The organism is Oryzihumus leptocrescens (assembly GCF_006716205.1).
GTDB lineage: Bacteria > Actinomycetota > Actinomycetes > Actinomycetales > Dermatophilaceae > Oryzihumus > Oryzihumus leptocrescens.
This window is the reverse complement of the sequence record NZ_VFOQ01000001.1, coordinates 695,052-708,049: the sequence shown is the minus strand read 5'-3', so window position 1 is coordinate 708,049 and position 12,998 is coordinate 695,052. Positions and strand designations below refer to the sequence as shown.

13 protein-coding genes are annotated in these 12,998 nt (G+C 72.4%); 8 read left to right on the top strand and 5 right to left on the bottom strand.

Annotation, left to right across the window (positions count from 1 at the left end):
- The first annotated feature begins 34 nt into the window (after positions 1 to 34).
- Positions 35 to 916: a 5-deoxy-glucuronate isomerase gene (gene iolB, locus FB474_RS03425; protein ID WP_141787377.1), complete on the top strand. Its 882-nt coding sequence runs from the start codon at positions 35 to 37 to the stop codon at positions 914 to 916.
- 37 nt (positions 917 to 953) lie between these two features.
- Here iolB and FB474_RS03420 read toward each other — a convergent pair whose 3' ends face one another.
- Positions 954 to 1,511: a universal stress protein gene (locus FB474_RS03420; protein WP_141787376.1), complete on the bottom strand. Its 558-nt coding sequence runs from the start codon at positions 1,509 to 1,511 to the stop codon at positions 954 to 956.
- 154 nt (positions 1,512 to 1,665) lie between these two features.
- On the opposite strand from FB474_RS03420, the gene FB474_RS03415 reads away from it, so the two are divergent.
- The 3 genes from FB474_RS03415 to FB474_RS03405 are packed head-to-tail and all read left to right on the top strand — an operon-like array spanning position 1,666 to position 3,964.
- Entirely contained in the window at positions 1,666 to 2,676 is a 1,011-nt protein-coding gene (locus FB474_RS03415; RefSeq protein WP_141787375.1) for a thiamine pyrophosphate-dependent dehydrogenase E1 component subunit alpha, read from the top strand.
- A gap of 11 nt (positions 2,677 to 2,687) precedes the next feature.
- Positions 2,688 to 3,734 (top strand): alpha-ketoacid dehydrogenase subunit beta, encoded by a 1,047-nt coding sequence (locus FB474_RS03410; protein WP_141787374.1) that lies wholly within the window; start codon positions 2,688 to 2,690, stop codon positions 3,732 to 3,734.
- Positions 3,731 to 3,964, top strand: a complete 234-nt coding sequence (locus FB474_RS03405) for a biotin/lipoyl-containing protein (protein ID WP_141787373.1) — start codon at positions 3,731 to 3,733, stop codon at positions 3,962 to 3,964. Before FB474_RS03410 ends, FB474_RS03405 begins: the two co-directional genes overlap by 4 nt.
- Positions 3,965 to 4,035: 71 nt before the next feature.
- Here FB474_RS03405 and FB474_RS20605 read toward each other — a convergent pair whose 3' ends face one another.
- Entirely contained in the window at positions 4,036 to 4,809 is a 774-nt protein-coding gene (locus FB474_RS20605) for a nuclear transport factor 2 family protein (RefSeq protein ID WP_185746016.1), read from the bottom strand.
- 131 nt (positions 4,810 to 4,940) lie between these two features.
- Positions 4,941 to 5,387 (bottom strand): DUF309 domain-containing protein, encoded by a 447-nt coding sequence (locus FB474_RS03395; protein ID WP_141787372.1) that lies wholly within the window; start codon positions 5,385 to 5,387, stop codon positions 4,941 to 4,943.
- Positions 5,388 to 5,506: 119 nt separating this feature from the next.
- Here FB474_RS03395 and FB474_RS03390 point away from each other — a divergent pair, with 119 nt between their 5' ends.
- From FB474_RS03390 to FB474_RS20600, 4 genes are all read left to right on the top strand, one after another.
- Positions 5,507 to 6,481, top strand: a complete 975-nt coding sequence (locus FB474_RS03390) for a patatin-like phospholipase family protein (RefSeq protein WP_141787371.1) — start codon at positions 5,507 to 5,509, stop codon at positions 6,479 to 6,481.
- A 323-nt stretch (positions 6,482 to 6,804) separates the two neighbouring features.
- Positions 6,805 to 7,482 carry an acetate uptake transporter gene (locus tag FB474_RS03385; RefSeq protein WP_246092024.1) on the top strand — a complete coding sequence of 226 codons (678 nt, stop codon included), beginning with the start codon at positions 6,805 to 6,807 and terminating at the stop codon, positions 7,480 to 7,482.
- A gap of 78 nt (positions 7,483 to 7,560) precedes the next feature.
- Positions 7,561 to 9,540, top strand: coding sequence for an acetate--CoA ligase (gene acs / locus FB474_RS03380; RefSeq protein WP_221632422.1), 1,980 nt, complete (start codon positions 7,561 to 7,563; stop codon positions 9,538 to 9,540).
- 198 nt (positions 9,541 to 9,738) lie between these two features.
- On the top strand, positions 9,739 to 9,909 hold the full coding sequence (locus FB474_RS20600; RefSeq protein WP_185746015.1) for a hypothetical protein: 171 nt from the start codon (positions 9,739 to 9,741) through the stop codon (positions 9,907 to 9,909).
- Between the two features lie 22 nt (positions 9,910 to 9,931).
- Here FB474_RS20600 and FB474_RS03375 read toward each other — a convergent pair whose 3' ends face one another.
- Both FB474_RS03375 and FB474_RS03370 read right to left on the bottom strand, forming a co-directional pair.
- Entirely contained in the window at positions 9,932 to 11,581 is a 1,650-nt protein-coding gene (locus FB474_RS03375) for an APC family permease (protein WP_221632421.1), read from the bottom strand.
- 255 nt (positions 11,582 to 11,836) lie between these two features.
- On the bottom strand, positions 11,837 to 12,157 hold the full coding sequence (locus FB474_RS03370; RefSeq protein WP_141787369.1) for a hypothetical protein: 321 nt from the start codon (positions 12,155 to 12,157) through the stop codon (positions 11,837 to 11,839).
- Between the last annotated feature and the right edge of the window lie 841 nt (positions 12,158 to 12,998).

Sequence of the window (12,998 nt, the reverse complement as noted above, 5' to 3'; positions counted from 1 at the left end):
CGCGCGCCACCCGACGCGCACCTGGAGGTGCACCATGAACACCTGGCACCGACCGGCGGGCACGGCCACCGCCTCCGGCTTCACCGTGGCGGTGACCCCGGACGGAGATGTCTGGGAGCATGCCGGGCTCCACGTCGCCGACCTCGGCGCCGGCGAGTCCCGCACCGTGCGCACTGGTGACAGCGAATGGCTCGTCCTGCCGCTGTCCGGTCGGTGGCGGGTGGAGTGCGGCAGCGAGCTCGTCCTCCTCAGCGGTCGGGACGACCCCTTCGCCGGGCCCACCGACTACGCCTACGTGCCGTGCGGGTCGACGATGACCATCACCACCACGACGGGGGGCCGCGTGGCCCTCCCCCATGCCACGACCGAGGAGCCGCTGCCGTTCCGGCGGGTCGGGGTGGAGTGGGTGACGACCCGGCTCATCGGGACGGGACACACCAGCCGACAGCAGCGCCGGGTCGGGACCCCCGAGGTCCTCGAGGCGCGCTCGCTCATCGTGCTCGAGGAGCTGACCCCCGGCGGCAACTGGTCCGCCTGGCCGCCGCACCGGCACGACCGGCAGCGCGACGACCAGGAGAGCGCGGTCGAGGAGATCTGCTACGTCGAGCTGCGCCGGCAGCACGGCGCCCCCGAGGGGGACGGCGGGTTCGCCTTCCACCACGTGCACGGCACCCCCGACCGGCCGATCAACGTCGCCGCCACGGTGCGCACCGGTGACGTCGTCCTCGTCCCCTACGGCTGGCACGGCCCGGCCATGACGCCGCCGGGCTACGACATGTACTCGCTGCACGTCATCGCCGGCGCCGGGCCGCGCCACCAGGTGCTCATGACCGAGCAGCCGGAGCACGCCTGGGTGACCGGCGTGCTGGCCTCCCAGCCCGGCGACCCCCGCCTGCCCTTCCCCGAGACCCGCTGACTCGCGCTTCCGTCCGGCGCCGGGCTGCGGTGCGGCGTCAGCGGCCGTGGGGGATCACGACGACCGGGCAGAGGGCATGGTTGACCACGTGCTGGGTGACTGACCCGAGCAGCGCACCGGCGACCCCGCCGTGACCGCGGGACCCGACGACGAGCACGTCGGCCGGGGTGACCGCGTCGAGCAGGACCTGCGCGGGGTGGCCCTCCACGGCCTCCGTGGTCACCTTCACCGGCGTGCGGCCGGCCTTCTCGTCCTCCTCGAGGACTTGCGTGACGGTCGCGTCGGCCGCATTGCGCACCGCCGCCTCGGCATCGACCTCGGTCTCGTGCTCCGGGGGCGGCGGGTCGGTCATGATCGGGTCCCACGAGCTCGGCAGCACCGCCGAAGGGGCGGGATACATGTTGCCGACCGTCGTGTAGCTCCACGTCGGGTGGTAGGACCAGCCGATCACCGCGAGGACCGGGCAGCCCCGCGCCCGGCCCTCGTCCACGGCCCACCGCACCGCCGCGAGCGACGCCTCGGACCCGTCCACCCCGACCACCACCCGACCCGTGCTCGGCGCTCCGGGGACAGGCGGTGGGGTGGCGTCGCTCATGGTCCGAGTGTGGACGCGGGTGGGGGCCGGGCCGGGAGGACCTAGGTCCATGCAGCCCCTGGCGGGCGCCGCCCTACGTTGGCGCAAGGGGGTTCGGAAGGCCACTGACGAGGCGTCCGCGGTTCACAGGGCGTCCCGGCGTCTGGAGGACGGCATGAGCACCACGGCACACGACACCCCGCAGTCCCTCGCCCTCGACCCGGCCACCCGGCTGGCGCTCTACCGGACCATGGTCCTGGCGCGCACCTTCGAAGAGGCGGTCCTGCGGGAGTACCACGCGGACAAGGGGCCGGGCTTCGACATCGGCAAGGGACTGGTGCCCGGCGAGATGCACCTGGCCGCCGGGCAGGAACCGGTGGCCGCGGGCGTGTGCGCCCACCTGACCGGCGACGACGCCGTCACCGCCACCCACCGTCCGCACCACTTCGCGATCGCCCACGGGGTGGACCTGGACAAGATGACGGCAGAGATCTTCGGTCGGGAGACCGGCCTCGGGCGCGGGCGTGGCGGGCACATGCACCTGTTCGACCCGACCGTGCACTTCTCCTGCTCGGGCATCATCGCCGAGGGCTACCCGCCGGCGCTGGGGCAGGCCTATGCCTTCAAGCAGAAGGGCACCGGGCGGGTCGCGGTGGCCGTCACCGGCGAGGGTGCGGCCAACCAGGGCGCCTTCCACGAGTCCCTCAACCTCGCGGCCCTGTGGCAGCTGCCGGTCGTGTTCGTCGTCGAGGACAACGACTGGGCCATCTCCGTTCCCCGGGACGCCTCGACCTCCGTGCCGTCCAACGCCAGCCGCGGCGCGGCATACAACATGCCCGCGGAGCGGGTCGAGAACGACGTCGAGGCGATCTACGCGGCCGCCGACCGGGCCGTCGCCCGGGCCCGCGCGGGCCAGGGGCCGACGCTGCTCGAGGTGCACACGGTCCGGCTGTGGGGCCACTTCGAGGGCGACGCGCAGGGCTACCGCCCCGAGCTGGCCGACGTGCCCTCGATGGACCCGATCCCGCGCTACGAGCAGAGGCTGCGCGACGAGGGCGTCCTCGACGACGCCGTCATCGCCCGCACCCGGCAGGAGGCGCAGGCAAGGGTCGAGCAGGCGATCGCGTTCGCCAAGGACAGCCCCGTGCCCGACCCCGCCACCGCCTCGTCCTACGTGTTCAGCTGAGGAGCCCTCCCATGACCATCACCGAGACCCCCACCCAGGAGACCGGGCACGGCAGCCACCGCCTGACCACCGCCAAGGCCATGGTCGAGGCCATCGAGCTGGAGATGGAACGCGATCCGTCGGTGTTCTACCTCGGCGAGGACGTCGGGCCCTACGGCGGCATCTTCAGCTCCACCGCCGGGCTGCAGGAGAGGTTCGGCAAGGACCGGGTCATCGACACCCCCATCTCGGAGAGCGCCTTCATCGGCCTGGCCATCGGCGCCGCGGTCGAGGGCATGCGCCCCATCGCCGAGCTGATGTTCGCCGACTTCATGGGCGTGTGCCTGGACCAGATCTACAACCACATGGCCAAGATCCACTTCGAGTCCGGCGGCAACGTGAAGGTGCCGATGGTGCTCACGACCGCGGTCGGCGGCGGCTACTCCGACGGCGCGCAGCACTCCCAGTGCCTGTGGGGCACCTTCGCCCACCTGCCGGGGATGAAGGTCGTCGTGCCGAGCAACCCCTACGACGCCAAGGGCCTGATGATCTCGGCCATCCGGGACGACAACCCTGTCGTCTACATGTTCCACAAGGGCGTCATGGGCCTGCCGTGGATGGTGAAGAACCCGCGCGCGACCGGCGACGTGCCCGACGGGCCGTACTCCGTGCCGATCGGCGAGGCGGCCGTGGTCCGCGAGGGCAGCGACGCCACCGTGGTGACCTTGTCCCTGTCGGTGCACCATGCGCTGGACGCCGCCGAGTCCCTGGCCGGGCAGGGCATCGACGCCGAGGTGATCGACCTGCGCAGCCTGGTCCCGCTGGACCGGGAGACGATCCTGCGGTCGGTCTCCAAGACCGGTCGGCTCGTCGTCGTGGACGAGGACTACCAGTCCTTCGGGCTCTCCGGCGAGGTCAGCGCGACCATCACCGACGTCGACCCGAGCATGCTGCGCTCGCCGGTGGCCCGGGTGTGCAACCCCGACACCCCGGTGCCCTACGCCCACGCGCTCGAGTACGCCGTGCTCCCCCGCCAGGACCGCATCGAGGCCGCGATCCACCGCGTCGTGCGGGCATGACCGAGGTCCCGTTCCCGGCGCTGAGCAAGGAACGGCCCGACGCCGAGGGCGTGCTGTCCACCTGGTTCGTCGCCGAGGGCGAGGAGGTACGGGCCGACCAGCTCCTGGCCGAGGTGCAGGTCGACAAGGTGGCCGCCGAGGTGCCGGCGCCGCGCGCCGGGGTGGTCCACCTGCTCGTGAAGGAGGACGAGGCGGTCACCCAGGGCAGCCCGATCGCCCGGATCGACTGAGGGCGACCCGGACACGAGAGCCCCTGCCCCCAGGTGAGGAAGGCAGGGGCTCTCGCCGGGTTGGCGCGGACCTAGCTCATGAAGGCGTCGTAGCCGGGCAGGTCGCTGTGCAGCTCGAGGATGTCGGTGACCTTGTCGCCCATGAGGGTGAACAGGATCGAGCCACGGCTCACGTGCTTGGTTCCGCCGCGCGTCGCCGAGAGCTGGTGCACCGCGGTCACGTGGCCGTGGCCGTCGCCGTGCACCTCGAGCAGGTCGGCCCGGAAGGTGCCGTCGCACCGTTCGCCGAGCTTGCCGTAGTACTCCAGCACCGCGTCGACACCCTTGTAGGTGCCGGCGAGCGGACCCGTGCCGGCCACGTGCTGCATCACGTCGTGGGAGAACAGCGACCGCAGCGTGTCGACGTCGCCGGTGTTGAACGCGGTGTAGCCGCGACGGATGACGTTCATGGCGGCGTCGTCGGGCGCTGCGATGCCCTTCGGGCGACCCCGGGCATAGCGGGTGGCGTCCGCCGAGTAGTCCACCATGACGCAGGGCACGTCGCTGGTGACCCAGGCGTCGTGCCCTCTCGGCAGGTCGAACACGTCACCTGCCGTGACCTCCATCTCGGTGCCGTCGTCGAACCGGATCCGCATGGACCCCGAGACGACGTAGCCCAGGTGGTGCACCCTGCAGCTGTCCGTCCCGACGATCGGCTTGACGTCCTCCGACCACCGCCACCCCGGCTCGAACTCCCCCCGGAGGATCGCCGCTGCTCCCGCGTTCGCGAGGACGGCGTGGCCGTGCGCCTCGAACTGGCGCTTCTCGCCCTGGGTGTCCAGGTTGCTGACCAACACATCAACCATCGGACCTACCTCCTACCGGTCAGGTCGCCGGTCGCCGGGCGCGGCCGGCAACCTTTCACTCTTCCACCGGCCGCCGTCGAGCGGAATACGCTCGGATGCGCGCCTGCCACCCGCGGGGTCGCCCCCCGGCCTCAGCCGCCGGACGCCGGCCGGACCCGCGCACGCGCGCAGGTCGCGATGGCCACGGGGTCGAGGCCGTAGAGCGGCCCGTCGCTTCGCACGTACTCGTCCAGCCGGGCGATCCCACGGTCGACCAGTCGCACGGCACCCACGTCGTTGCCGCGGGCGGAGTGCGTGAGCCCGACGCAGATCTGCGCGAGCCCCTGCCAGAGCTCGCGCTCCTCGACGGGGCAGGCCTTCCACCGCGCCTCGATGACCTCATGGGCGGAGAACGGGCGCCCCGCCTCGAGCAGCCCGCGGGCCGCGTCGATGGTCTCCTGCGGCGGCAGGGCCGCTTCCGGGACCGGCTCGACCCCGGCGGCGTCGTACGGCAGCGGTCGCCCCAGCGCGTCGCGCGGACGTGCCTGACGCGCGCGGCCCTCGGCGTCGCGGTCCCGCCGTTCGGGGGTCCCTTCCACCCGTCCATGATGCCGCCTGGAGGCCCGCTCACCCAGGGTCCGGCGTGGCGGGGCGGTCAACGAGTCACGGGTGGGACAGCCCTTGCCGTAACCCGACCGGCTCACCCATCCTCGACCGGGTGGGTGGCGTGGGCCTGGTCCTCGGCGCCGGCGGTGTCGTCGGACAGGCGTACCACGCCGGCGTGCTCGCGATGCTCGAGCACGACTACGGCTGGGACCCGCGCACCGCGGACGTCATCGTGGGCACCTCGGCCGGGGCGATCACCGGGTCGCTGCTGCGCGTCGGCATCCCCGCCTCGGAGCTCGCTGCCTGGACCGTGCGGGCGCCGCTGTCCACCGAGGGCCAGCTGCTCAACGAGCTCGTCGGCACCGAGGTCCCGGAGCTCGACCCGCTCCGCCCGCTGCACATGGTCCGCCGCCTGCCGGCACCACCTGGCTGGGGCGTCGTCCGCCACGCGGTGACGCGCCCCACGCGGTTCCGGCCCCTCGTGGCGGGTATCGCGCGCCTGGCCCCGGGCCAGCGCGACATCGCCGAGCAGCTCGGGATGCTGCGCAAGGTCGAGGGGCACTCCTGGCCGGCACGCGACCTGTGGATCTGCACCGTGCGTCGCGACGACGGCCGGCGGGTCGTCTTCGGGCGCCCGGGCTCCCCCGACGCCCCGTTGCACCGGGCGATCGCCGCGTCCTGCGCGCTGCCCGGCTACTTCGCGCCGGTGCGGATCGGCGACCACGAGTACGTCGACGGCGGCACCCACTCCCCCACCAACGCCGCCGTCGTGTGGGAGCGCGACCTGGAGCTCGTCATCGTCGTCTCGCCGATGTCGGGCCACGCCACCGTCCCGACCGACGTCTACGGCGCCACCCGCTGGCGCGCGGCCCGGCTGGCGCGGCGCGAGGTGCAGGCGCTGCGCGACCGGGGCACCAGTGTCGTCGTGTTCCGCCCCGGCCGCGCCGAGCACGAGGTGATGGGCAACGACCTGCTGGCCCGTGGCCGCATCCACGAGATCGTGCAGCAGACCTTCCTCAGCGCCGGGGCCTACGCCGCGCGTCCCGAGGTGCGTGGCGCCCTGGCTGCCTACGGCGCCCGTCACTGAGGCCGCCCACCGCCCGGCGGACGCCGGCGACCGGTCTGTAGACGCACCCTGCTCGCGGTGCGAGACTTGAAGGGCAAGTACAGGAGCGGGGAGATAGGCACCCCGTCGCCGACATGACGCATCTCCCCCGGACGTCGGGGGGCACGCCGTAGGCACGGTCCCACGGCACCGGGGGCCGCGTCGTACCGACCGGGGGCTCATCTGCCCGCCGGGGTGCTGATGCACCGACCGGCGGATCGTCGGCACGCGTCAGTGCCCTGTCAGCAGCAAGGGGAGCACCGGCTGACCCTCAGCCGGGTCGATCCGGATAAGGAGCCGCTCCGATGTCTGACAGTCGAATCACGACCCCCACCGCGGGCATGACCACCGCCGCTGAACCCCTCGCCCCGGCCGCGGCCCCCGTGGCCGAGGCTGCCGTGGCCGACCCGGCACCCCTGGGGCTTGCCGGGTTCGCCATGACGACGATGGTCCTCAGTGTCGTCAACGCCGGCCTCATGAACGCCGCCATCGCCCCCACCGTGCTCGGGCTTGCCCTGTTCTACGGCGGCGGGACGCAGTTCTTCGCCGGGATGTGGGAGTTCCGCCGCGGCAACACCTTCGGTGCGGTCGCGTTCAGCTCCTACGGCGCGTTCTGGCTGTCGTACTGGTTCCTTGCCACGTTCTCCCTCCGGGCTGTGCCGATCGGTCAGATCCACTCGGCCGTCGGCATCTACCTGCTCGGCTGGACCATCTTCACGGCCTACATGACGATGGGCGCGCTCCGCGTGAGCGGCGCAGTCACCGCCGTCTTCGCGTTGCTGACGCTGACCTTCCTGTTCCTCACCATCGGGGCGTTCGGCAGCACCGTGCCGGCGACCTCGTCGTGGACCAAGATCGGCGGCTGGCTGGGCCTGGCGACCGCTGCGGCCGCCTGGTACACCTCCTTCGCCGCTGTCACGAACTCCACCTGGAAGCGCACCGTCCTGCCCACCTGGCCGATGCCCGCCACCGGCCGCAGCTGAGTCCCCTGACCGAAGGACTCGGGCGCCGGCCCACGACCGGCCGGCGCCCGAGGGCCCCACACCCTGGAGGTGGTCGCCGTGGGCGACGAGACCGAGCTGTCGGCACTGCTCACCGAGACGCGGCGCTTCGCCCCGTCACCCGAGTTCAGCACGCAGGCCAACGCCCAGCCGGAGATCTACGAGCGGGCCGCGGCCGACCGGCTGGCGTTCTGGGCGAGCGAGGCCGAGCGCCTGGAATGGGCCCAGCCGTGGGAGCAGGTGCTGGACTGGAGCAACGCCCCGTTCGCGCGGTGGTTCGCCGGCGGACGCCTCAACGTCGCGGTGAACTGCGTCGACCGCCACGTGGCGGCGGGGCGGGGTGACCGCGTGGCCTACCACTGGGTCGGGGAGCCGGAGGGAGACACCCGAGACATCACCTACGCCGAGCTGCTGGACCTCGTGTGCCGGGCGGCCAACGCGCTGACCGAGCTCGGGGTGCGCAGCGGCGACCGGGTGGCCATCTACATGCCGATGATCCCCGAGACGGTCGTGGCCATGCTGGCCTGTGCCCGGCTCGGTGCGCCACACACGGTGGTCTTCGGCGGGTTCTCCGCCGAGGCGCTGCGCAACCGGATCATCGACTGCGACGCCCGGGTCGTCATCACCGCGGACGGCGGCTACCGGCGCGGGGCGGCTGCCGCACTCAAGCCGGCGGTCGACGAGGCGACCAAGGACCTGCCCGACGTGCGGACGGTGCTGGTGGTGCGGCGTACCGGCCAGGACGTGTCGTGGACCCCGGGGCGTGACGTGTGGTGGCACGAGGCGGTCGACCGGCAGAGCCCGCGGCACGAGGCCCAGGCCCACGACAGCGAGCACCCGCTCTACGTCATGTACACCTCTGGCACCACGGCCAAGCCCAAGGGCATCCTGCACACGACGGGCGGCTACCTCACCCACGTCGCGGCCACGCACCGGCTGATCTTCGACATCAAGCCCGAGACCGACGTGTTCTGGACCGCCGCCGACATCGGCTGGGTCACCGGGCACAGCTACATCGTCTACGGGCCGTTGGCCAACGGCACGACGTCGGTGATGTACGAGGGCACGCCCGATGCCGGGGGTCGGGACCGGTGGTGGCGCATCGTCGAGGACCACGGCGTCACGGTCCTCTACACGGCGCCGACGACGATCCGGACCTTCATGAAGTGGGGCGAGGACCTGCCCTCCGGGCACGACCTGTCCTCGCTGCGCCTGCTCGGGTCGGTCGGCGAGCCGATCAACCCCGAGGCGTGGATGTGGTACCGCACGCACATCGGCGGCAGCCGGTGCCCGGTCGTCGACACGTGGTGGCAGACCGAGACCGGCGGCATCATGATCACCGCGCTGCCGGGCATCACCGCCACCAAGCCCGGTGCGGCGATGACGCCGTTCCCCGGCATCGGGGCCGAGGTCGTGGACGGCAACGGCACCCCGGTCCCGAACGGTGGCGGTGGCTACCTGGTGCTCACCGAGCCCTGGCCGGGCATGCTCCGCGGGATCTGGGGCGACGAGGCCCGCTACCGCGAGACGTACTGGTCCCGGTTCGACGGCCTGTACTTCGCCGGGGACGGGGCCAAGAAGGACGACGACGGGGACATCTGGCTGCTCGGCCGCGTCGACGACGTCATGAACATCTCCGGCCACCGCATCTCCACGACCGAGGTCGAGTCGGCCCTGGTCTCCCACCCGGCGGTCGCCGAGGCCGCGGTGGTCGGGGCGAGCGACCCCACCACGGGCCAGGGCATCGTGGCGTTCGTGACCGTGCGCGGCCACGTCGCCGACGACCCGGCCTCCGGCGAGAAGCTCATCGCGGAGCTGCGGGACCACGTGGCGACCGAGATCGGCAAGATCGCCCGGCCGCGGCAGATCCTGCTCACCCCGGACCTGCCCAAGACCCGCTCCGGCAAGATCATGCGTCGCCTGTTGCGCGACGTGGCCGAGCACCGGGAGCTCGGCGACGTGACCACCCTGGCCGACCCCACCGTGGTCAGCATGATCGACGACCGGATGAAGGGCACCACCGCTGGCGAGGAGGGCTGAGCCGGCGGCCGCCGGGGTGGCTGCCGTGGCGTGAGTGACCTGGTGTGGCGTCGGAAGCCCACGCCCCGGGACGAAGGGCCCTGTGGCTGGGCTGCGCCGCGTGTTGCTCGTACACTCGGCGGGCATGAAGTCCCTGCTCAACGCCCTAGCGGTCCGGATCTCGCCGCGTTCGTCGGCGACCCTCCCGAGGTGAGCCGCGTGCGCCGACTGCTCAACCGCGCGCGCCGCGCCTACCACCTGCACTGCGCCCGCGAGGACGCCCGGCTCCGGGGCATCGTGGTGCCCGTCGGGGTGTGGGTGTGCCAGTGCCGCCACGTCAGCCTCGACCGGCTGGACTTCGTCGACCACAGCGTCGTCTGCCACACCTGACGCGGTCAGGGCCGCACGGTCCTCAGCGGGCTGTCGCGTCCAGTGGGCCGGCGGCCAGGTCCTCGGCCTCGGCGTCCACCAGGTCCCGCACCTGCGCGGCGTTGAGCGCGACCTTCTCCGCGACCTCGTACATCACGACGGCGAAGACGACCACGATGACGAGGTCCCACCAGTTCGGGATCGTCTTGTTGCCTCCGTAGCGACCGAGGTAGCCGATGATGACCATCCCGGCCAGCCACGGCCAGACCCACGCAGCCGAGCGCGCGTCGAGCGGCCCCCGGTCAGCCGCGGGGAGCCGCCACCGGTTGACCGCGAAGATGGCCAGCCCGACGAGCAGGGCCACGCACAGCTTCCAGGTCGCCTCGTAGCTGGACCAGTAGACGATCAGGTTCGCGGACACGAAGGCCGCCGGGGACAGGAGGCGGTACGCCGGCAGCCGGTACGGCCGGGGCCGGTCCGGGTCGCGCTGGCGCAGGGCGTAGAGGGAGACCGGGGCGAACGCGTACATGATCGCCGTGGCCGAGGTCACCAGGCCCACGAGGGACTGCCAGGACGGGAAGGGCAGGAACGCAATCAGGCCGACGACGAAGGCCAGCAGGATCGAGGCCACCGGGACCCCGCGCAGGTTCACCCGGGCGAGGACCCGCGGCAGCTCCTTCTCGCGCCCCAGAGCGTAGGAGATGCGCGAGGACGTGGCCACGTAGACCAGCCCCGTGCCCGCCGGCGAGATGACCGCGTCGATGTAGAGCAGGGCTGCCAGCCATCCGGCGCCGGCCGCCACCGCCAGGGTCGCGTAGGGCCCGAAGTCGCCCTTGCCCACGGGGTTGGCCCAGCCGTGCGCGAGGTTCGCGGGTGAGATGGCACCGATGAAGGCCACCTCGAGCAGCAGGTAGACGACGGTGCCGACAGCCATCGACGCAAGGACCGCACGGGACACGTCTCTTTGGGGGTGCCGGGCCTCCCCGGCCATCTGGATGGCCTGCTCGAACCCTTGCAGGGCGAACACGACGCCCGCGGGCAGCGCCGCGAAGACGCCGTGCGCGCCGTACGGGGCAAAGCCCCCACCAGCGGTGAAGTTGGAGGGGTGGAACGACAGGGAGATGAGCACGACGACGGTCAACAGCGGGATGGCCGTCTTCCACACCACCGCCACCCCATTGGTCTCGGCCATGAGCTTGACCCCGACGAGGTTGATCACCGTGAACACGGCCATGAACACGGTCGCGAGGACGAGGCCGGTCGGCGTCAGGGTGCCGTCGACCCGCAGGATGCTGATGCGGGAGCTGACCCAGGAGATGTGGTCGATGTACGACAGGGTCGCCTCGACCTCGATGGGCGCGATGCTCACGGCCTGGAGCCACGCCATCCAGCCGGCGGTGAAGCCTGCGAGGGGCCCGAAGACGAACCGGGGGAAGCGCGCGGTGCCACCGGCCGCGGGGTAGGACGCACCGAGCTCGGCATGGACGAGCGCGAGCAGGGCCAGCATGACGGCGGCCACCAGCCAGGAGACCAGGGAGGCCGGCCCGGCCAGCGTGGCCGCGGTGAGGGCACCCAGCAACCAGCCGGACCCGATGATCGACCCCAGGGAGACGAACATCAGACCCCAGAAGCCGACGTCCCTGCGCAGGTGCCCGCTGGGGGCGTGGTCGGTGCCGCTGACAGCCGTGGACATGGCGTCTCCCGTCATCGGGGGCCGCGGGCGCGCCACCGGCCCCGGTTCGAGCTCCCGGGGGGCGACGGCCGTGCCGGCCCCCAGAGGGCAGCGGGCATGCTTTCTCGACGGTAGGGCACGGCACTCGCGGCGACAAGGTTGCTGAGGGAGGCCACGGCCAGAACCCCTGCCCCACAAGGACGTTGGCGCCCGGGGCACCAGCCGGTATGCCGGGTCAGCCGGGACGCCGCACACGCGCCGCCGCGAGACGGAACGTCAGCGGCCGGTTCCACGCCCGGGTGCTGTGCGGGCGCCACCGCCGGGGCGCACGGTGGTCTGGACCCCGGCCCGGCGCCGCCGGGCGGCGGCCGCGAGGACCTCGTTGTGGACGCCCGGGACCAGCGGCCCGGTGGCCGTCGGGCCGACAGGCCCGGTGGACCGCGGTGCCCTGAACGACCGCGCGACGACCGCGGCGTCCTTGAGGCACTCGCTCGACCCGGTGAACCGCACCAGCCAGACACAGAACATCAGCCACTCCCCCCACGCCAGCAGGGCACACACCGTGGCCAGGAGGCCGGCCCACGCGAGCTGGGACATCGTGGTCACCCCGCGCCGCGATGCGTTGACGCGCGGGCATGACCGCATCGACAACCCGCCTGCCGTAGCGCTGACTCCGAAGCCATGACCGCCACCCCCTTGCAGCCGGTCCTCGCCAGGTGTGCTCTTTCGACGGTAGCGATGCGGGCGGGGCGCCGATTCGGGCTTTACCAAGAACAGACCCGAGGCCCCGACCAGACCTCTTGACATTCCACCGAAATGCGTGGATGGCCTGACTTCTCCCGACAGGCCACCCTCAGGCGGTGCTCATCGCGTTGCCTTCCCCGGGGGGAGGGACCTTGGGCCCCGGCCTCGATTCCTGCAACCTCCGAGCATGGGCCAATGACTGTTGCCAGCTCGTCCCACACCGTGCGCCGCCGAAGCCGGCTGCGGCAGGTCCTCGCCCGGCAGTGCTTCCGGTGCCACACACCCCTGTCCCGTCGCGTGGTCGCCCACCCCTCGGGTCCGGTCATCGTGTGTCAGCAGTGCGGGCACGTGGAGCGCACCAGCGACCGTGTCCTGCGGGCGGTGGGGCGATGACGGGCGCACGGGAGCTCCGGCAGGGTGACGAGCGCCGGCCGGTCCCGGCCCGGTGCCCGATCTGCGGTTCGGACCGCTCCCACTACGGCTGCACGAGCGTGCTCTGCCGCGGCCTGGACTGCGACTGAACCCGGCGAGCCAGCAGCGGGAGCCCGCTCGCCGGCGTTCCCGCCCCTGTCACTCCGAGGTCACCTGTGCCCTGCCCCGTCGTGGAGGAGGGCAAAAGTCTGCGCCGGCGCCACGGTGATGAGTACCGTCACCCGAGGTGGTTCCGCGCCGGAGGAAGGGGCGCGCGCACCAG

Excerpts from the sequence above, each read along its gene's own strand:
- FB474_RS03415 (WP_141787375.1), top strand. The coding sequence starts at position 1,666 with ATGAGCACCACGGCACACGACACCCCGCAGTCCCTCGCCCTCGACCCG.
- FB474_RS03420 (WP_141787376.1), bottom strand. The coding sequence starts at position 1,511 with ATGAGCGACGCCACCCCACCGCCTGTCCCCGGAGCGCCGAGCACGGGT.
- FB474_RS03405 (WP_141787373.1), top strand. The coding sequence starts at position 3,731 with ATGACCGAGGTCCCGTTCCCGGCGCTGAGCAAGGAACGGCCCGACGCC.
- FB474_RS03370 (WP_141787369.1), bottom strand. The coding sequence starts at position 12,157 with ATGTCCCAGCTCGCGTGGGCCGGCCTCCTGGCCACGGTGTGTGCCCTG.
- FB474_RS03385 (WP_246092024.1), top strand. The coding sequence starts at position 6,805 with ATGTCTGACAGTCGAATCACGACCCCCACCGCGGGCATGACCACCGCC.
- iolB (WP_141787377.1), top strand. The coding sequence starts at position 35 with ATGAACACCTGGCACCGACCGGCGGGCACGGCCACCGCCTCCGGCTTC.
- FB474_RS03410 (WP_141787374.1), top strand. The coding sequence starts at position 2,688 with ATGACCATCACCGAGACCCCCACCCAGGAGACCGGGCACGGCAGCCAC.
- FB474_RS20605 (WP_185746016.1), bottom strand. The coding sequence starts at position 4,809 with ATGGTTGATGTGTTGGTCAGCAACCTGGACACCCAGGGCGAGAAGCGC.
- FB474_RS03375 (WP_221632421.1), bottom strand. The coding sequence starts at position 11,581 with ATGTCCACGGCTGTCAGCGGCACCGACCACGCCCCCAGCGGGCACCTG.